The organism is Novosphingobium profundi (assembly GCF_020524485.1).
Taxonomy (GTDB): Bacteria; Pseudomonadota; Alphaproteobacteria; order Sphingomonadales; family Sphingomonadaceae; genus Novosphingobium; species Novosphingobium profundi_A.
The window spans coordinates 388,502-406,862 of the sequence record NZ_JAIVLF010000005.1 but is presented as its reverse complement, the minus strand read 5'-3'; the positions used below and the strand labels follow the sequence as shown (position 1 = coordinate 406,862).

At 66.2% G+C, this 18,361-nt stretch carries 14 protein-coding genes; 9 read left to right on the top strand and 5 right to left on the bottom strand.

Annotated features, from left to right (window positions below):
- Positions 1–202 precede the first annotated feature (202 nt).
- Genes paoA through paoC form a run of 3 tightly spaced genes read left to right on the top strand, consistent with a single transcriptional unit; the run spans position 203 to position 3,998 of the window.
- Positions 203–847 carry an aldehyde dehydrogenase iron-sulfur subunit PaoA gene (gene paoA / locus LC060_RS15760; RefSeq protein ID WP_226637158.1) on the top strand — a complete coding sequence of 215 codons (645 nt, stop codon included), beginning with the start codon at positions 203–205 and terminating at the stop codon, positions 845–847.
- Positions 844–1,800, top strand: coding sequence for an FAD binding domain-containing protein (locus LC060_RS15755; protein WP_226637156.1), 957 nt, complete (start codon positions 844–846; stop codon positions 1,798–1,800). The genes paoA and LC060_RS15755 overlap by 4 nt, the downstream gene beginning before the upstream one ends.
- Entirely contained in the window at positions 1,797–3,998 is a 2,202-nt protein-coding gene (gene paoC, locus LC060_RS15750) for an aldehyde oxidoreductase molybdenum-binding subunit PaoC (RefSeq protein ID WP_226637154.1), read from the top strand. The genes LC060_RS15755 and paoC overlap by 4 nt, the downstream gene beginning before the upstream one ends.
- 197 nt (positions 3,999–4,195) lie before the next feature.
- On the opposite strand, the gene rlmN is transcribed toward paoC, so the two are convergent.
- On the bottom strand, positions 4,196–5,521 hold the full coding sequence (rlmN, locus tag LC060_RS15745) for a 23S rRNA (adenine(2503)-C(2))-methyltransferase RlmN (RefSeq protein ID WP_226637152.1): 1,326 nt from the start codon (positions 5,519–5,521) through the stop codon (positions 4,196–4,198).
- 241 nt (positions 5,522–5,762) lie between these two features.
- Between rlmN and LC060_RS15740 the strand changes: the two genes are divergently transcribed.
- On the top strand, positions 5,763–6,434 hold the full coding sequence (locus LC060_RS15740; protein ID WP_226637150.1) for an outer membrane protein: 672 nt from the start codon (positions 5,763–5,765) through the stop codon (positions 6,432–6,434).
- Positions 6,435–6,521: 87 nt separating this feature from the next.
- Here the strand turns inward: LC060_RS15740 and LC060_RS15735 are convergent, their stop codons facing one another.
- Together LC060_RS15735 and LC060_RS15730 are read right to left on the bottom strand one after the other, a co-directional pair.
- On the bottom strand, positions 6,522–7,034 hold the full coding sequence (locus LC060_RS15735; RefSeq protein ID WP_319005438.1) for a hypothetical protein: 513 nt from the start codon (positions 7,032–7,034) through the stop codon (positions 6,522–6,524).
- Complete coding sequence (locus LC060_RS15730) at positions 7,031–7,525, bottom strand: GreA/GreB family elongation factor (protein WP_226637149.1); 495 nt, start codon at positions 7,523–7,525, stop codon at positions 7,031–7,033. The genes LC060_RS15735 and LC060_RS15730 overlap by 4 nt, the downstream gene beginning before the upstream one ends.
- A 124-nt stretch (positions 7,526–7,649) precedes the next feature.
- On the opposite strand from LC060_RS15730, the gene LC060_RS15725 reads away from it, so the two are divergent.
- Positions 7,650–9,074 carry a glycoside hydrolase family 27 protein gene (locus tag LC060_RS15725; RefSeq protein ID WP_226637147.1) on the top strand — a complete coding sequence of 475 codons (1,425 nt, stop codon included), beginning with the start codon at positions 7,650–7,652 and terminating at the stop codon, positions 9,072–9,074.
- A 147-nt stretch (positions 9,075–9,221) separates the two neighbouring features.
- Here LC060_RS15725 and LC060_RS15720 read toward each other — a convergent pair whose 3' ends face one another.
- Positions 9,222–11,198, bottom strand: a complete 1,977-nt coding sequence (locus tag LC060_RS15720; RefSeq protein WP_226637146.1) for a lytic transglycosylase domain-containing protein — start codon at positions 11,196–11,198, stop codon at positions 9,222–9,224.
- A gap of 103 nt (positions 11,199–11,301) precedes the next feature.
- On the opposite strand from LC060_RS15720, the gene dapA reads away from it, so the two are divergent.
- Entirely contained in the window at positions 11,302–12,183 is an 882-nt protein-coding gene (gene dapA / locus LC060_RS15715; protein ID WP_148628043.1) for a 4-hydroxy-tetrahydrodipicolinate synthase, read from the top strand.
- 67 nt (positions 12,184–12,250) lie between these two features.
- Here the strand turns inward: dapA and LC060_RS15710 are convergent, their stop codons facing one another.
- Positions 12,251–14,206, bottom strand: a complete 1,956-nt coding sequence (locus LC060_RS15710) for an alpha/beta hydrolase family protein (RefSeq protein ID WP_226637144.1) — start codon at positions 14,204–14,206, stop codon at positions 12,251–12,253.
- A gap of 311 nt (positions 14,207–14,517) precedes the next feature.
- On the opposite strand from LC060_RS15710, the gene smpB reads away from it, so the two are divergent.
- The 3 genes from smpB to LC060_RS15695 all read left to right on the top strand — a co-directional run bounded on the left by smpB (position 14,518) and on the right by LC060_RS15695 (position 18,180).
- Positions 14,518–15,000 carry an SsrA-binding protein SmpB gene (smpB, locus tag LC060_RS15705; protein ID WP_226637143.1) on the top strand — a complete coding sequence of 161 codons (483 nt, stop codon included), beginning with the start codon at positions 14,518–14,520 and terminating at the stop codon, positions 14,998–15,000.
- A gap of 115 nt (positions 15,001–15,115) precedes the next feature.
- Positions 15,116–15,718 carry a DUF2062 domain-containing protein gene (locus tag LC060_RS15700; RefSeq protein WP_319005437.1) on the top strand — a complete coding sequence of 201 codons (603 nt, stop codon included), beginning with the start codon at positions 15,116–15,118 and terminating at the stop codon, positions 15,716–15,718.
- Positions 15,715–18,180, top strand: coding sequence for an ATP-binding protein (locus LC060_RS15695; protein ID WP_226637141.1), 2,466 nt, complete (start codon positions 15,715–15,717; stop codon positions 18,178–18,180). The genes LC060_RS15700 and LC060_RS15695 overlap by 4 nt, the downstream gene beginning before the upstream one ends.
- The last annotated feature ends 181 nt before the right edge of the window (positions 18,181–18,361 follow it).

Below are 18,361 nucleotides of genomic sequence, written 5' to 3'. Positions count from 1 at the left end.
GAGGGGCCCCGGACCATTTGGGTTTCGGAGCCCTTTCGTATTCTGGCGTCGAGGCCGGGTGCTCTCGATGCCTGCGGGCAAACAGGCAGGATAATCGCGCATCGGGCGCAGAAATACGGGTCGCTCGCGCCTTGCAAGGGGGCGTGGTCCGGACATCGCCCCCGAGGATAGGTGCGCGGCACAGGACGGAGAAGCTTTCCCGATGGATCAACCCGACTATTTCTCGGTGTCCCGGCGCGGCGTGCTCGCCAGCGGCGCGGCAGGGCTGGCAGCCGGATCGATATCGCCACAGGTCGCCTTCGCGGCCTCCACACCGGCCGCGGAAAGGGCAATCACGATGCAGACCGTTTCGATGCGCATCAACGGCAAGGCGCAGACGCTCGAACTCGACACGCGTACGACGCTGCTCGATGCCCTGCGCGAGCACGTCAAGCTGACCGGCACCAAGAAGGGTTGCGACCACGGCCAGTGCGGCGCCTGCACGGTGATCGTGAATGGTGAGCGCATCAATTCCTGCCTCAGCCTTGCCGTCATGCACGAAGGCGACGAGGTCACCACGATCGAAGGCCTCGGCACGCCCGAGAACCTCCACCCCATGCAGGCCGCCTTCGTGAAGCACGATGGCTATCAGTGCGGATACTGCACCCCGGGCCAGATCTGCTCGGCTGTCTCGGTTCTGAAGGAAATTGCCGATGGGGTTCCCAGCCACGTCAGCGCCGAACTGACAGGACCGATGGAAGCCAGCAACATCGAGATGCGCGAACGCATGAGCGGCAATATCTGCCGCTGCGGCGCCTATTCCAACATCGCCGAGGCCATGGCCGAAGTCGCAGGAGAGCGCGCATGAAGCCCTTCAGCTACGAACGCGTTTCGAGCCCTGCCGAGGCGGCCGCCGCGGCCGCGCGCGCAGGCGGCGCCAAGTTCATCGCAGGCGGCACCAATCTCCTTGACCTGATGAAGCTCGAGATTGAAACCCCGCGCCACCTTGTCGACGTGACGGGAACCGGCCTCGATGAGATTACTGAAACCGACGAGGGTGGCCTGCGCATCGGCGCGCTTGTCAGCAATACGGCGCTCGCCAGCGATGAGCGGGTCAAGCGCGACTACGCCGTCCTCTCGCGCGCCATCGTGGCGGGGGCTTCGGGCCAGTTGCGCAACAAGGCGACGACGGGTGGCAACCTGCTCCAGCGCACGCGCTGCCCCTATTTCTACGACACCAACCAGGCCTGTAACAAGCGCAAGCCCGGGAGGGGCTGCGCGGCCAAGGAGGGCGTCAGCCGTCAGCTCGGCATCGTCGGTGTCAGCGATGCCTGTATCGCGACCTATCCGGGCGATATGGCCGTGGCGCTGCGCGTGCTCGATGCAGTGGTGGAAACGGTCAAGGCCGACGGCACGACCCGCGCCATCCCGCTGGGGGACTTTCACCGCCTCTGGGGCGATACCCCGCACATCGAGACCGTGCTGGAGCCGGGCGAGATGATCACGGCGGTGACCCTGCCCAAGCCCCTTGGCGGCACGCATATCTATCATAAGGTGCGCGACCGCCGCTCCTACGCCTTTGCGCTGGTTTCGGTGGCCGCCGTTCTCGACGCAGATGGCCATGGCCGGGTCGCCATCGGCGGCATCGCCCCCCGCCCCTGGCGTGTCGAGGCGGCCGATGCGGCGCTGCCTGACGTGAAGGTTGCCGCGCGTGCGCTCACGCAGGGGGCCAGCCCCACCGATCAGAACGCGTTCAAGATCGCCCTTGTCGAGCGCACGCTCGCGGGCGTCATGGCCAAGGCACGAGGAGAGGCGGCATGAAGTACACCACCCCTGCAGGCGACACCGTCATCGACCGCCAGCGCGTTGTCGGTCAGCCCACCACCCGTATCGACGGCCCGCTCAAGGTGACCGGCCACGCGCCCTATGCCTACGAGCGCCACGATGTCGCGGCGAACCAGGCCTATGGTTACATCGTGCCCTCGGCCATCGCCAAGGGCCGCGTGCGCAGCATCGATCTGGCCGAGGCCAAGGCCCAGCCCGGCGTCATCACCATCCTGACGACGACCGAGGTCGACGAACTTCCGCTGGGCATGGGGCACACCGTGCCGCTGTTCGGCGGTTCGGAAATCCGCTTCTACCACCAGGCGCTCGCGCTCGTCGTGGCCGAGACCTTCGAGCAGGCCCGTGCGGCGGCCAAGCTCGTGCGCGTCGATTACGAGCGCACGCAGGGCAACCACGATTTCCACGCGCTTGCCCCCGATGCTCCGCTCGTCGAGGGATCGGATGGCCCCGACGTCAGCAAGGTCGGTGACTTTGAGGCCGCCTACGCCTCGGCGCCGGTCTCGATCGACGTGACGTACGAGACCCCGCACGAGAGCCATGCGATGATGGAGCCTCACGCCAGCATCGCGGCGTGGGAGGGCGAGAAGCTAACTCTGTGGACTTCGAACCAGATGATCGCTTGGAGCAAGCAGGCGGTTGCCAAGATGCTCGATCTCGACCCGGCCAATGTCCGTCTCGACAGTCCGTTTCTGGGCGGCGGCTTCGGCGCCAAGCTGTTCGTGCGTGTCGATGCGGTCGTGGCCGCGCTGGCCGCGAAGAAGGCGGGCCGTCCGGTCAAGGTCATGCTCGACCGACCGCTGGTGTTCAACAACACCACGCACCGTTCGGCCACGATCCAGCGCCTGCGCTTCGGTGCCGAGCGCGACGGGCGCCTGACCGCGATCTCGCACGAGTGCACCTCGGGCAACCTGGCGGGCCAGGAAGGCGAGAACGGCATTGCCCAGACGCGCCTCCTTTATGCGGGCGCCAACCGCTACACCGCGCAGCGCATTGCCCGCCTTGACCTTCCCGAAGCGAACGCGATGCGCGCGCCGGGCGAGACGGCGGGCCTCATGGCGCTGGAAGGCGCGATGGACGAACTGGCCGAGAAGCTGGGCATGGACCCGGTTGAGCTGCGCATCGTCAACGACACGCAAGTTGATCCCGAGACGCCCAACCGTCCCTATTCGAGCCGCATGATGGTCGAATGCCTGCGCCGCGGCGCCGAGGCTTTCGGCTGGGACAAGCGCAACAAGACGCCGGGCGGCATGCGCGAGGGCCGCTGGCTGATCGGCCACGGCATGGCCGTGGGCTTCCGCAACTCGGTCCAGATGAAGTCGGCCGCGCGCGTGCGCCTGTCGAGCAACGGCAAGCTGACGGTCGAGACCGACATGACCGACATCGGCACCGGCTCCTACACCATCCTTGCTCAGACCGCGGCGGAGATGTTGGGTCTGCCGCTGGAGGACGTCACGGTCACGCTGGGCGATTCCGACATGCCCGCCTCGTGCGGTTCTGGCGGCCAGTGGGGCGCGCAGAACTCGACCTCGGGCGTTTATGCTGCCTGCGTGAAGCTGCGCGAGGACATCGCGGGACGCTTTGCAATGGACCCCAACACGGCGGAATTCATCGATGGCGAAATCCGCGCCGGGGCCGAGAGTCGCAAGCTCACCGAGGCCACCGCCTCGGGCGAAATCGTGGCCGAAGACTCGGTCGAATACGACGAGCTTTCCAAGAAGTACCAGCAGTCGACTTTTGCCGGGCACTTCGTGGAGATCGCGGTCGATGCCTACACGGGCGAGACCTACGTGCGCCGCATGCTCGCGGCCTGCGCAGCCGGGCGCATCCTCAACCCGATCTCGGCGCGAAGCCAGGTGATTGGTGCGATGACGATGGGTGTGGGCGGCGCGCTGACCGAGGAACTGGCGGTCGACACCCGCTTCGGCTTCTTCGTCAACCACGACCTTGCCGGGTACGAAGTGCCGGTGCACGCCGACATCCCGCACCAGGAAGTGATCTTCCTCGACGAACTCGACGCCATTGCCTCGCCGATGAAGGCCAAGGGTGTGGGCGAGCTGGGCCTGTGCGGTGTGGGCGCGGCGGTTGCCAACGCGCTCTACAACGCAACCGGCGTGCGCGTGCGCGAGTACCCGCTGACGCTCGACAAGTATCTCGACAAGCTGCCCGCTGTCTGAGCGGGCAGAACGTACGAAAAAGGGCGGCCGGAGTGATCCGGCCGCCCTTTTTGTATGTCCAGGAAATAGATCCGAGGGCCATCGCCCTCGGGCTCCCCGAACTGTCTAGCTCACGTCCCGCGCGCCGCCGTGGCGGAGGGACGTGAGGTCGCCCATTCTGGGGTCAAGGGGTGATATCCCCTTGAATCCTGCCTTCCTTATTCGGGAAGCTGCGCCAGTTCCTCGACCACTTCCTTGTCCTTCTCGGCATAAAGGCGGTCGATCTCGGCGCGGCTCATCTTCTTGGCTGCGGTCTTGAGCTGGCCGCAGGCCGCATCGATGTCGCGCCCGCGCGGGGTGCGCACAGGCGCCGAGATACCCGCCTCGAAGACGATGTTGGAAAACGACTTGATACGTTCGGGCGTCGAGCATTCATACGCCGCGCCCGGCCAGGGGTTGAACGGGATGAGGTTCACCTTGGCGGGGAGCTTGTACTTCTTGAGCAGGCGGACCAGTTCGCGCGCGTCCTCGTCGCTGTCGTTCTTGTCCTTGAGCATCACGTATTCGAAGGTGATGCGCCGCGCGTTGCTGGCGCCGGGATAGTCGGCGCAGGCCTGCAGCAGTTCCTCGATGCCGTACTTCTTGTTGATCGGCACGATCTCGTCGCGCACTTCCTTGGTCACCGCGTGGAGCGAGACCGCCAGGTTGACGCTGATTTCCTGGCCGCACCGTTCGATCTGCGGGATCACGCCCGAGGTCGAGAGCGTGATGCGCCGGCGCGAGAGGGCAAGGCCATCGCCGTCCATGACGAGCTTCAGAGCATCGCGCACATTGTCGAAGTTGTAGAGCGGCTCGCCCATGCCCATCATCACGATGTTGGTGAGCAGGCGCCCGTCCGCGCTGTACGAGCCTTCATCCTCGTCCTCATCAAGGCCAGCCATGGTGGCAAGGCGCGTGTCCGAGGCGGACTTGGGCCATTCGCCCAGCGCATCGCGCGCGAGCATGACCTGGCCCACGATCTCGCCCACCGTCAGGTTGCGCACGAGGCGCATCGTGCCGGTGTGGCAGAAGCGGCAGTTCAGGGTGCAGCCAACCTGCGAGGATACGCACAGCGTGCCGCGGTCCGCATCGGGGATGAAGACCATCTCGTAGTCGTGGTTGTCGGCGGTGCGCAGCAGCCACTTGCGGGTGCCGTCGCTCGAATGCTGGGCCTGCACGATTTCCGGGCGGCCGACCACGAAACGCTCGGCCAGCCAAGGGCGCATGGTCTTGGCGATGTCGGTCATCGCCTCGAACTCGGTCACGCCGCGGTGGTAGAGCCAGTGGTAGACCTGCTTGGCGCGCAGCTTGGCCGCCTTCTTGTCGAGACCGGCGGTCTCGAACAGTTCGGCGATGCGGGTCTTGGGCAGACCGATGAGATCGGTGCGGCCATCTTCGCGCGGGGTCACGCCGTCCACCAGCGTCGGGCGCGGGACGGGCATCGGTTCGTTCGGGCCGGGGATCGTCATGATCCCCCCGGAGGGCTGGGAATTCGTGTCTGTCATGATTGGGCCTGCCTATACCCGATTTGGTCTCCAAGCGAAAGATGGCCTCGCGAACGCCGCTTCGGCCCTTTCCGTTCCCGGAATCCATCGCGCCCAAAATGCGTCTCGTCGATCCAGTGTGGCCTAAAAACATCAGTGATTTCGTTGTCTTACGTTAATGAAACTGGCTGGCTCGCTCTCGCATTTGACAGGTCCATGCGGGTCGCAACCTGCAACAGGACAACAAGACTGGAGTTTGAGAATGAAGAAGATCGTGTTTGCTCTCGCCGCCGGAACCACCGCGCTCGCAACCCCCGCGATGGCGCAGAATGTCGGTCCGGTCGGTCCCTTCGAGGGTTTCCACGTCGAGGCTCTGGGCGGCTATGACCGCGTGGAAGCCGGCAGCAGCATCGATGACATGCCCCAGTTCGACAACGACGAGGGCATGGATGGCTTCACCTACGGCGTGGGCGCGGGTTACGACCTCAAGATCGGCGAGCGCTTCGTGGTTGGCCCCGAGGCGGAAATCACCTGGTCGACCGGCGATACCGACTTCGAGGATGGCAATTTCGGCGGCTTCGGCATCGGCGATGTCAGCGCCAGCCGTGACATCTACGCAGGCTTGCGCGCCGGCTACATCGTCAGCCCCTCGACCATGATCTACGCCAAGGGTGGTTACACCAACGCCAAGTTCGACGTGAACAACGCGTTCGAAGGTACCCGCTACGAGCGCGATGTCGACGCCGACGGTTGGCGCATTGGTGCCGGTGTCGAGCAGGCGGTGACCAACAACGTCTTCGCCAAGGTCGAGTACCGCTACTCCAACTATGGCCGCGCCGAGATCGACTATGGCGCCGACATTCCCGACAGCTCGCGCTTCGATGTCGACTTCGACCGCCACCAGGTCATGGCCGGCGTGGGCGTGCGCTTCTGATCTGTTCCGGTTTTACGACCACCGAGCGGGAAGGGCGGGGGACCGAAAGGTCGTCCGCCCTTTTCCGTTGTGCGGGACTTGTCGGTTTCAACGCAGGCGCGCGCAGCCCAGCAGCGCGGAGTCGATGGCCGAGGCCGCACCTTGAAGCTCCCAGGTATTGGAAAAACGCCCGCCCTTGGCACCGGTCGCGCTTAGCGTCATGCGCGGGGCGGCGCGCATGGCCGCGATAATCGCGGCGTTCTCGGCGTCGTCGGCAGGCCAGGCATCGCCGCCACCGCCGGTCAGGCGAAAGCGCTCCGATCCGACTCGAAGCGAGATCGCGCTGCCCTTGGCTATCGCGCGCGAGACGCGGAAATGCAGCTGGTTGCGCCGTCCGCGCTTGGGCCAGGTGCCGATCGCGGCAAATGGCTCGTAGTCGCGCCAAAGCTGGCTGGGCGCGGCCTTGGCAATGGCATAGCAGCGCGGCACCACCGGATCGCGGAACACGCCCCAGTCGCCATAGAGCCCCAGGCTTTCGCGCGCCGTGGCCGGTGTGGCGAGAAGCGCCCCGCCACAGACCGCCCCAAACAGAGCCAGGACCATCGACCAGGCGCGTGTCACGGCAGCCGGTCTTCGGGGTAGGTGATGGTCATGACTTCCCATTCCTTCGCGCCCGACGGCAGGCGCACCGTGCGCAGGTCGCCAATGGCCGCGCCGCGAAGGGCCTTGGTGAGCGGGGCGCTCCAGCCGATGCGGCCCTGGCTGGCGTCCTGCTCATCGTCACCGACAAGGGTCACGACCATGCGTTCGTCGTCCTCGTCCGCCAGTTCGACAGTCGCGCCGAAGAAGACCTTGCCGCGCTGGACCTGGCGGGAAGGGTCGATCACGCGCACCTTCTTCATGCGCCGGGCCAGATAGCCCAGTTCACGGTCGATCTCGCGCATGCGCTTGCGGCCGTAGAGGTAGTCGCCGTTTTCCGAGCGGTCGCCATTGCCCGCGGCCCACGAGACGATCTCGACAATCTCGGGGCGCTCCTTGCCCAGAAGATGGTCGTAACGCGCGCGCAGGGCGGCAAATCCGGCAGGGGTGATCGGCGGGCCTTCGGGTTTCATGGGCTGTGTCATACGGTGCGGGAGAGGCGGGGCCAAGATGGCTTGCGATCTTCGTCCCCGGCTTGCGATCCGGTTATTAGTCGGACAAAAGGGGCGCGAGAGTTCACGGGAGCAAGGACCGGACATGACGAAGACGAGCATCGACCTTTCGCGCCGCAAGGCCCTCCAGGCTGCGGCGGGCCTTTCCGGCGTGGTCGCGGGCGCGGTGCCGCTTTGCGCCCTCGCGGCAACGGGGGCAAAGGGGCAGACAAAAGCTGGCGCGGGTGCGCAGGCGAGCGCGCTGGCTCCGGTCACCGATCTCGCGCCGAGGCCGCCGATGGGCTGGAACAGCTGGAACAGCTTTGCGGGCACGATCAACGAGGAGCAGTCACTGGAAACGGCGGCCATCATGGCCGAGAAACTGCTGCCCTTCGGCTACGATGTCTTCACCGTGGACATCCAGTGGTATGAGCCCGATGCGACGAGCTACTCCTACAATCCCAACCCGGTGCCCGCGCTCGATGCCCATGCGCGCCTCCAGCCCGCACCCAATCGCTTCCCGTCCGCCAAGGATAAGCAGGGCTTTGCGCCGCTAGCCGCCAGGGTTCACGCACTCGGGCTCAAGTTCGGTATCCACGTCATGCGCGGGATCGCGCGCCATGCCGTGAAGCTGGACCTGCCGATCGAGGGCACGCCCTACACCGCGCGCGACATCGCCGACACGTCCAGCGTGTGTCCCTGGAACCCGGACATGTACGGCGTCGACATGAGCAAGCCCGGTGCGCAGGAGTACTACGACGGGCTCTTCCGCATGTACGCGAGCTGGGGCGTCGACTTCATCAAGATGGACGACATGAGCCGTCCCTACGACGCGCACGCGCCCGAAATCGAAGCTGCAGCCAAGGCCATTGCACGTTGCGGCCGTCCGATGGTGCTCAGCCTTTCGCCAGGCGAGACGCCGGTGCCGCGTGGAGGTCACGTGCGCCAGCACGCGCAGATGTGGCGCATCTCCGACGATTTCTGGGACGATTGGGGCCTGCTTGCCGCGCAGTTCACCCGGCTCGAGAACTGGAACATGTGGATGGGGCCGGGGTCCTGGCCGGATGCCGACATGCTGCCGCTCGGGCGCCTCGCGCTGGGCGACAGGGATACCAAGTTCACGCCCGACGAACAGGGTACGCTGATGACGCTGTGGTCGATTGCCCGTTCGCCGCTCATCATGGGCGGGGACCTGCGCTATCTTGACGCCAAGACACTGGCGCTGCTGACCAATCCCGAGGTGCTGGAGGTGAACCAGAACTCGACCGCGAACGCGCCGCACTTCCTGGAGGATGGTCTCAAGGTCTGGACGGCACGGGACGAGCGCGGCTTCGCAATCTACCTGGCGCTCTTCAACCTGGCACCCGAGGCGCGCGAGGTCTCGATCCAACTCGACAGGGTGGGACTTGTCGGAAGCTTCCTGCTGCGTGACCTCTGGGAACGCCGGGACATGGGCGATGTGAAGGACACTGTCACGGCGCAGGTGCCGGGGCATGGGGCGAAGCTCTACAAGCTGACGCCGCTGGTTTGAGGACGAAAAGGATCGTTCCGAGGGCCATCGCCCTCGGGCTCCCCAAACTGTCGACCTCACCTCTCGCGCGCCGCGCTGGCTGTGAAAGGTGAGGTCGCCAATTTTGGGGTCAAGGGGCGATGGCCCCTTGAATCGTTCTTCTTATTCTTAACCCGGCGTACGCTTGCCCATCAGCTTCGAGGTCAGGTTGGGGCCCTTATAGTCCCCCTTCGCAGGATACATCGCCTCGTAGACAGTCGCGTTTTCGAGCACGCGCATGACGTAGTTCTTGGTCTCGTAGAAGGGGATCTGCTCGATCCAGTCGACCCATTCGATCTCGCCCTTGCGCGGGTCGCCATTGGCGCGCAGCCACTTGTTCACGTTGCCCGGACCTGCGTTGTAGGCGGCAATCGCCAGGGGGCGTGCGCCGCCATAGTAATCCATCATCCGCGCGAAAAAGCCGGTGCCGAGCTGGATGTTGTAGACCGGATCGGCCGTCAGCTTGTCGACCGAATAGGAAAGGCCGAGCTTGCCTGCCGTTTCACGCGCGGTCGCGGGCATGAGCTGCATCAAACCGCGCGCGCCTGCATGGCTGATCGCGTTCTGGGCGAACTGGCTTTCCTGCCGGGTGAGGGCGTGGGCCATCGTCCAGTCCGCGCCGGAGGGTAGCGGCATGGTCGGGAAGGCGACGGCACCGAAGGCATCGTGGCCTTCGCCGTGTGCGCTCTGGCCCAGGATCACGGCAAGGTCGCGCCGCCCGATTTCGCGGGCAAGGTCGGCGACAAGCTTGTGCTCGATCTCGGTCTCGGCCTGGCCTGCGATCTCGCGGAAGAACTGGACGCCGGTGCGCCAGTCGGCGCTGCGGGCCACGTCACGCACGGCCTTGGTGATGGGCCTTGCGTTGAACTCGGCGCGCTGGGCCGGCGTGGGCTGCGCGTTGGAACGGGTGTCGAGATCGGGCAGCGGACGGCCAAGGCGTTCGAGCGAGAGCTGACCGTAGAAATAGTGCGGGTACTGGGCCGCCATCTCGAAGTAGCGGCGTGCGCCGCTTTCATCGCCCGCCTTGGAGAGCGCACGACCTGCCCAGTAGAAGCCCTTGGAGCGGGTGCCGGGTGTCTGCGCAGCCGCGCCGTAGCGGTAGAACAGCGGTGCGGCGCGGCGCGCATCGCCCAGCGACCACAGCGCCTTGGTTCCGCCCAGCCACACGAGCGAGGTGTAATCGTCGCGCAGGCGGTAGGAGAGGCGGGAAATGTCGGTGCCGGGGGCGAAGGCATCGTCGATCGACGCGGCGATGGCGACGGCGTTCGACGGGCCCGTGCCGCGCGCGGCGGTCAGCAGTTCGCGCACCCACTTCTCGGGTTCGGGAACCGGCGCGCGAAGCTTGGGGCGATTGACCAGAAAGGCGATGGCGCCGGGCAGGTTGCCGTTGCGGCGCGCTTGCGAGACACGGTTGTACGCATAGCCGGGATCGGTCGCGACATCGCCGGGAAGATCGAGGCCGAGCGTGCCGGGTGCGGTCCCCTGAAGCAGGGCGAGGCGCTCCATGAAGACGGGGCGGCGTGCAGGGGAGACGAACGAGATCTGCCGTTCGGCCTGCGGCGTCTGGCCCTGCCACAGGAGCGCATCCATGCGCGCGTCGTGATCGGCCGGGGTGAACTGGTTGCGATAGAGCGAGAGCAGGGTGGTTTCCGCGTTCTCGGTCAGGTCACCGCCGCGCCAGGCCGCGCGGGCCTTGTCCAGCGCATCGTCGCGGCGCACGGCGGCAAGGGCCGTCGCATAGCGGCCAGATGCTTCGTTGCCGAGCGGGGGGAAGCGGTCGAAGAAGGAGAGCACGGTGCGTGGCTCGGGCGATTCGCGCAGCATCGCCTTTTCGGCGTAGCCGCGCATCTTCTCCTCCTGCGGATAGCCCGGATAGGTGAGCAGGAAGCTGGCGTAGGTGCCGAAATCGAGTCGGTCGCTGGCCACCACGCGGCGCCAGTCATCGATTGATTGGTGGACGCGAATGTCGATGTCCTGGGACTGACGGGCGCGCGCAAGGTCCCATTCCCGGGCCTCCTGGGCCGATTCCTGGGCCATGGAGGGCGAGGGGAGTGCGCCGAGCGCAACCGTCGCCAGGAGAGAAGAAACTCGCAACATACTGGACATCGTGGAGGGTGGCTCCTTATCAGGCCCTGAACGTAAGGCTTGGCGGCGGGACATGTTCCCGATGGCCAGCCCGAACAATTGCGCATCACTAGGGGTAAAGTCCATGTTCTCGGGGTCCATACCGGCACTTGTCACACCGTTTCGCGACGGTGCGTTCGATGAAGCGGCGTTTCGCCGCCTGGTCGACTGGCAGATCGAAAGCGGTTCCTCGGCGCTCGTGCCGTGCGGCACGACGGGTGAGAATTCCACGCTTTCCAACGCCGAGCACCACCGCGTCATCGAAGTCTGCATCGAGCAGGCCGCGGGCCGGGTCCCGGTCATCGCGGGCTGCGGCAGCAACGACACGATGAATGCACTTCTCCACATGAATTTCTCGAAGAAGTGCGGGGCCACCGCGGCCCTCGTCGTCGCGCCCTACTACAACAAGCCGAGCCAGGAAGGCCTCTTCGCGCATTTCGCCTATCTGGCCGAGCATGCCGAGCTGCCGATCCTGCTCTACAACGTGCCGGGCCGCACGGTCTCGGACCTCAAGCCCGAGACCGTGTGCGAGCTGGCGCGTCGCTATCCCGGCAAGATCATCGGCATCAAGGATGCAAGCGGAGACCTTAGCCGCGTGACCGACCACCGCATGGGGATCGGCAAGGACTTCTGCATGCTCTCGGGCGATGATGAACTGGCGCTGCCCTTCAATGCGGCGGGCGGCGCGGGCTGCATCTCGGTGACGGCAAACGTCGCGCCGGCGCTGTGCGCCGAGTTCCAGGCGGCCTGTGCGGCCAATGACCTGGCCCGCGCGCGCGAGCTCAACGACAAGCTCTACCCGCTGCACTACGCCATGTTCGAGGACAGCTCGCCGGGCCCGTGCAAGTACGCGCTGGCGCAGGTCCATGACTGGATGGAGAACGAGCTGCGCCTGCCGCTCGTCCCCTGCAACGACACGGCCCGCAAGGCCGTGGACGAGGCGCTGGTTCACGCCGGTCTGCTCTGAGCCTTCCGGCCAGACACCGATGAAAAGAAGAAGGGGGCGGGCCGCAAGGTCGCCCCCTTCTTCGTGGTCAGTCCGCCGGGTTGTGCCTGGCAACGAAGCCGACGACGGCTTTCAGCATCGCCTTGCGCGTTTCGGCGCGTGAGAGCCAGTGATCCTCTTCGTCGAGCACCACGACGTTATAGGGTTTGCCCGCGTCCTTCAGCGCATCGGCCATCTTGCTGCTCTGCTCGAAGGGCACGACCGTGTCGTCCTTGCCGTGCACGAGAAGGATCGGGGCGTCGGCATCCTCGGCATGGCGGCGCGGCGAGATCGCATCGAAGTCGTCCCTGTCGCCCAGGTCCTCCTGAAGGGAATTGCGTACCATGCGCGAGCCTCCGCTCTCGTAGACGTCGGTGCGGTACATGAGCGCAATGTCCGAGACCCCCGCGACCGAGGCCGCGCAGCGGTAGAGGCCCTGTTGCAGCGTGACCCCCGCGAGCGCGGCATAGCCGCCGTAGCTTGCGCCCACGATGCAGGCCCGCGTGGGGTCGATGATCCCTTTCTCGGCGAGCGCGTGTACGCCATCCGAGATGTCGGTCTGCATGGCGCGGCCCCATTGGCCATGTCCGGCGTTGCGCAGTTCGGCCGTTCGGCCGGTCGAGCCTCGAAAGTTGGGCTGGAACACGGCGTAACCGCGCGAGGCAAAGGCCTGGGCCCACCAGTCGAAGCCGACCTCGTCGCTCGCATGCGGGCCACCGTGGGGCAAGACGACGAGCGGCAAGTCACGCGCCTCGCGGCCCGGCGGCAGGCTGAGCACGCCATCGAGTTCGAGGCCGTCGCCGGCGGTGTATTCGAATGCGGAGACAGGGCCGACCTGCGCGGTGTCGATTGCAGGGCGATCATTGCCAATGGCCTCGGCTCTGCGGCCGGGAACGTCGACCCAGTACCAGGTGCCGCTGTCGGCGTTGCCTTCGGTATGGACAAGCACCTGGTCGAGGTTCGCCGTCCAGTCCTGGAGGCGCGGGTTGCGGCCGGGAAAGGCCTTGAAGATCATCGCCAGCTTGGTGTCGAGCAGGGGATCGAACATGACCGTCTTCGGGCTCTCGCCCGCTTCGCGGTAGCCCATGATCTGCCCGTTGCGCGGATCGGTGTACAGCCGTCCGATGGCGATATTAGGCAGGTATTCGACGGGTTCGCCGCCTGCGAGGGGAACCTCGAACCAGCGGTCGCGGCCTTCCTGGTCGCGCAGTTCATAGACGATGGTGCGCCCGTCCTTGCCAAAGGCGATGAGGCCCGCGCCATGGGTGGGGTCGTTGCCCCGCGCCAGTTCGTCGCCCTGCGCATTGACGATGTCCCAGGCGCCGGTGCGGGTATTGATGTCGAGCGTGGCTGCGACCACGCCCTGGCCGTCGACCAGCCAGTCGCGCCGGTGATCCTCACTGGCTGCCCGCGCGGCAAGATCCACCCGGTTGCGTGCCAGATCAACGGCGTAGAGTGTCGGGCGGCCGTGGAGGAACTGCGGATCGCCCATCCCGCGTACACCCAGTTCGATCCCCCCGTAGTAGCCGATGGTCCTGCCATCGACTCGGCGGATGCCATGCGCCCCGCGCGTCGTGTCCGCGACCCTGCGCGTGTTGCCAAAGACAAGCCCGGTGGCGTTATCGGGATTGAGCGGGACGATGATCGTGCCGGTCATCTCGTATTTGGAAGCGGTGAAATTCATGCCCAGCGACACCGTCGCCGAGTTGGTGATGAGGATCGTCTCGTCGTCGGCCCAGGTCAGACCGCGAAACTTGTTGGTGCCCATCGGTACGCGCTCGATCGGCTGGATCTGCGAATCGAGAACGACCAGCCAGAACTGTCCTCCGGAGTAGCGGATCGATGCGGTCCGGGTGCCGTCTGGCGATATTGCGATGTCGACAACGGCGGGAAGATCGCCATAGGCATCGAGCGCGGGCGGTTCGGGCGCGGCGGCGAGGGCGGACGCGGAGCCAAACGTCGGCATGGCGGCGAAAAGAAGGCAGCTGCCGACAAGGCGCGCCACGGTGCGCCGTTTCCGGCGGCTGCAAGCTGGCATATCGAAAAGAGGTCCCCCCTGGCCGGTCCCCCATGACCGGCCGGACGAGACTAACCTGCGATTTCTTAAAATCCAGATTTGCTTTCAGAGAGTTAATACATCAGTCGTGGACAGAGCCGTTGCGCGCAGGGGCGCGCGCTCTGTCCGCCAGGCGAGAGCGCACCAGCTTCGCTTCGTTCAAATTCCGCAGGCGCGTGATACGCATGTCCTCCCAAAGTCGGGCTAATCGTTTTCAGCCGTTTCTTTTTGCCGCGCGCATCACTACATGCGCCTTCACCATGGCACGTCCGCAACGCACTACATTCGACAAGACCAAGACCGTCGCCGAAAACCGCCGGGCCCGCTTCGATTACCATATCGAGGAAAAGTTCGAGGCCGGCATCGCGCTGACGGGCACCGAGGTGAAGTCCCTGCGCTTTGGCGAGGGCTCGATCGCCGAATCCTACGCCGAGATCAGCGGTGGGGAATGCTGGCTGATCAACGCCAACGTGCCCGAGTTCAGCCACGGCAACCGGTTCAACCACGAGCCCAAGCGCCCGCGCAAGCTCCTGCTGCACGAGCGCGAGATTGCGCGCCTGCAGGGCGCGGTCGAGCGCAAGGGCATGACCCTCGTACCGCTCTCGGTCTACTTCAACAGCCGGGGGCGGGCGAAAGTCGAACTCGCGCTCGCCAAGGGCAAGAACGCCGCCGACAAGCGCAACACGGTCAAGGAGCGGGACTGGAAGCGCGAACAGGGCCGCTTGCTGCGAGAACACGGATGATCACCGCCTTCGGGCGCCGGGCACGCCGGTTTGACCGGCACGTGCCGGCCCAGGATCAGATCGCGGCCAAGTGCCGCCCGGACCTGCGCCTCGGTCTTGAGGGCGGTTTGGTCTCGTGAGCCACGGATCTCTCCTCCACCGGATTTCGGCGGCGCTGCAAAAGCGCATGCCGAGCCGTGAAGACGTGGCGGGGAACAAGTGGCTTGCGCCGGTCGCGGGTCGGGCGCTCAGCCCCGAGCTTTGGCGCTTTACCCGCCGCTCGGTGCCGCGCGGTGTGGCGCTGGGCCTCTTTGCAGCCTTCATCATTCCAATCGGGCAGATCTTCCTGGCCTGCCTGCTGGCCTTTCCGGCCCGCGCGAACGTGGCGGTCGCCGCGCTCCTCACCTTCGTGACCAACCCGCTGACCCTGCCCTTCTGGTTCGTGGTCGCGAACCGGGTCGGGCACTTCTTCCTGAAGCCGGGAAGCGCTGACGAAGTGGTGCAGGCCGCCGCGCAGGGCAGCAGCGTGTGGAACGATGTCAACTGGTTCGCCCATTCTGCAGGCCAGGCCGCGCTCGGCTTCGTCATCCTCGCCATCGTCAGCTCGGCGCTGGGATATCTTGTCGCGGGTTGGGTATGGCGGTACTGGATCGGGCACAAGCAGCGCGAGCGGCGCCTGCGCAAGCCGGGCAAGCGCGGGCGCACGCCGCCGGACATGAGGACGGAACAGGACGAGTGATCTCAGCCGAGGATACGCCGCAGCCTGCAAGCCGCCGCTCCCTGATCGATGTACTCGTCGTGGTCGGCGCCCTTGCCGCGAGCCTCGCCCTGGTCTGGGTCCTGACCCGCGATCCGGTGCTGAGCGCGGTCTTTGGCGGGGCCATGCTCGTTTTTGCAGGACTGGCCTTCGCTCTGTCCCGGCGCGGCGGCGAAGTTGCCAGCCCCGATTTTGCCCAGCCCGACTGGTCGGTCACGGTCGCCGCGATCGAGCGTCCGGACGTGGCCGTGGCGATTACCGACAGGGCCGGGCGGCTAACCTGCGCCAACACCATCTTCGAGAGCCAGTTCGGGGTCGCGAGCGCGCCGCCGATGCTGGCGCTCGATGCGCCCTCGCAGGAGCGGCTCGCCCAGGCGACGCGCATGGCCCTGCGCGATGGACAGGCCGCGTGCGATGTCGCAGCCGAGTCCACATCCGGGCTCGGTGCTCCGCTCTGGACCGCGCAGCTGCGCCGGGCCGGGCGCGGTGACGATTTCCTGATCTGGACCTTTACCCCCCAGTCGGCGCCCGATCTTGTCGGGGGCTTCGTCCAGCATCTTGAAGGCGGCCTTGGCCGGGGGCTTGCGCGGGCGGGCATCGCCGCGGCGCTGGTCGAGCCAGATGGCACGATCCGCGCGGCCAGTGCGCTCTTTGCCGAACAGGCGGCGGGCGATCCCGAGGCAAGCCTTGCCGGAACCGACTTCATCGAACTTCTCGCCCGTGACGAGAATGATACGATCAGCTGGGCCCGCAGCGAAGGTCACGGCGAGCCGATGGTTCTCTACGCCGTGCCGGTCGCCGATCCCGATACGCCCGACCCGCTCGACGAGACGACGACCCCTTCCTTGATGCTGGCGGTTCCCGCCTCGCAGGGGATCGGCGCGCGCGCCGGAGGCAGCGGGGCTTCACCGCATCTGGAAGCGCTTCTGGCGCAGCTTCCGCTGGGGCTCGCCATGGCGGATCGCGACGGCCGTCTGCTCTTTGCCAATTCCGCCTTCATGCGCGCGGCTGGCCGGGAGGGTGAGGAGGCGCCGACCTATCCCACCGACCTTGTCGTACGCGAGGACAAGCGGGCACTCTCCGAAGCGATCCGACGCTTTGCGCAAGGCCCCTCCAGCGCGGGCGACATCGCCGTGCGCCTGTCCGCACAGGCCGAGGATCCGGTCTCGCTCAGCCTGGCAGGCGTGCGCGGCCTGGGCGATGCGGCGGTCCTCCTGGGGCTTACGGATACGTCGGAGGAAACGCGTCTCAAGCGCCAGGTCGCGCAGGCCACCAAGATGCAGGCCGTGGGCCAGCTGGCGGGCGGTGTCGCCCATGATTTCAATAACGTGCTGACCGCGATTCTGGGCACCTGCGATCTCATGCTGATGCGCCATACTCCGGGCGATTCCGACTACGACGACATCCAGCAGATCCGCGCCAATTCCAACCGCGCGGCCTCGCTGACGCGCCAGCTTCTCGCGTTCTCGCGCCAGCAGACGCTGCGCCCCGAAGTGCTCCAGTTGCCCGATGTCGTCGCCGATGTCGCGCAGATGCTGCGCCGCCTGATCGGTGAGAAGATCGAGCTGGTGGTCAAGCACGACCGCGACCTTGGCCCCGTGCGCGCCGACCCCACGCAGCTCGAGCAGGTGATCGTCAACCTGTGTGTCAATGCTCGCGATGCCATGCAGGGTCGCGGCGACGGCTCGGGCAAGCTCACGCTTTCTACCCGCAAGGTCCTGACAAGCGACGCGCGCACCTCGCGCAGCGAGATCATCCCGGCAGGTGACTACACCGCGCTCATCGTCGAGGATACGGGTGGCGGCATTCCGCCCGAGGTCATCGGCAAGATCTTCGAGCCGTTCTTCACCACCAAGGAACAGGGCAAGGGCACCGGCCTTGGTCTCTCCACCGTCTATGGCATCGTCAAGCAGTCGGGCGGCTTCATCTTCGCTGAAAGCGAACCGGGCAAGGGCACGCGCTTCGTAGTTTACCTGCCGGTCTACCATCCCGCGCCAGGCGCACAGGTAGAGGGCGATGCGCCCGAGACCCAGGCCGAGGTCGAGCCCAGCCAGTGGGCCGGGGGAGGGCGCATCCTGCTCGTCGAGGACGAGGTGACCGTGCGGATCATCGCCGAGCGCGCGCTGGTACGTCAGGGCTACGAAGTGACCTGCGCCGAGGATGGCGAGGACGGCCTTGCCAAGGTCGAGGACGTGATTGCGGCAGGGGGCGGCTTCGACTTGGTCGTCTCCGACGTCGTCATGCCCAGCCTCGACGGGCCCGGCATGGCGCGCGAGATCCGCGCCATCGTGCCGGGCATGCCGGTGCTGTTCATGTCGGGCTATGCCGAGGAGCAGCTGCGCAAGGAAATAGGCCTCGCCAATGCCTGGTTTATGCCCAAGCCGTTTTCGGTGCAGCAGCTCTCCGAAAAGGTCGGCGAGGTTCTGGCCCGCACGGCAAAGTAGCGCCGACTCCGCGCGCATCTGTTCGAAACTGTGGAAACGGGCGGTTCGTGCATCCGTGTCGCTGTGGCCATGATGTGCTGGCCTTCGAGACCGGTGTTGGCGGGCGGTGAGTGGCGCTAGAGGGCGAAGGCGTACAGGCGATCATCCGAGGGTGGTAGAAGTGTGCGCCGCCGAAAAGTCC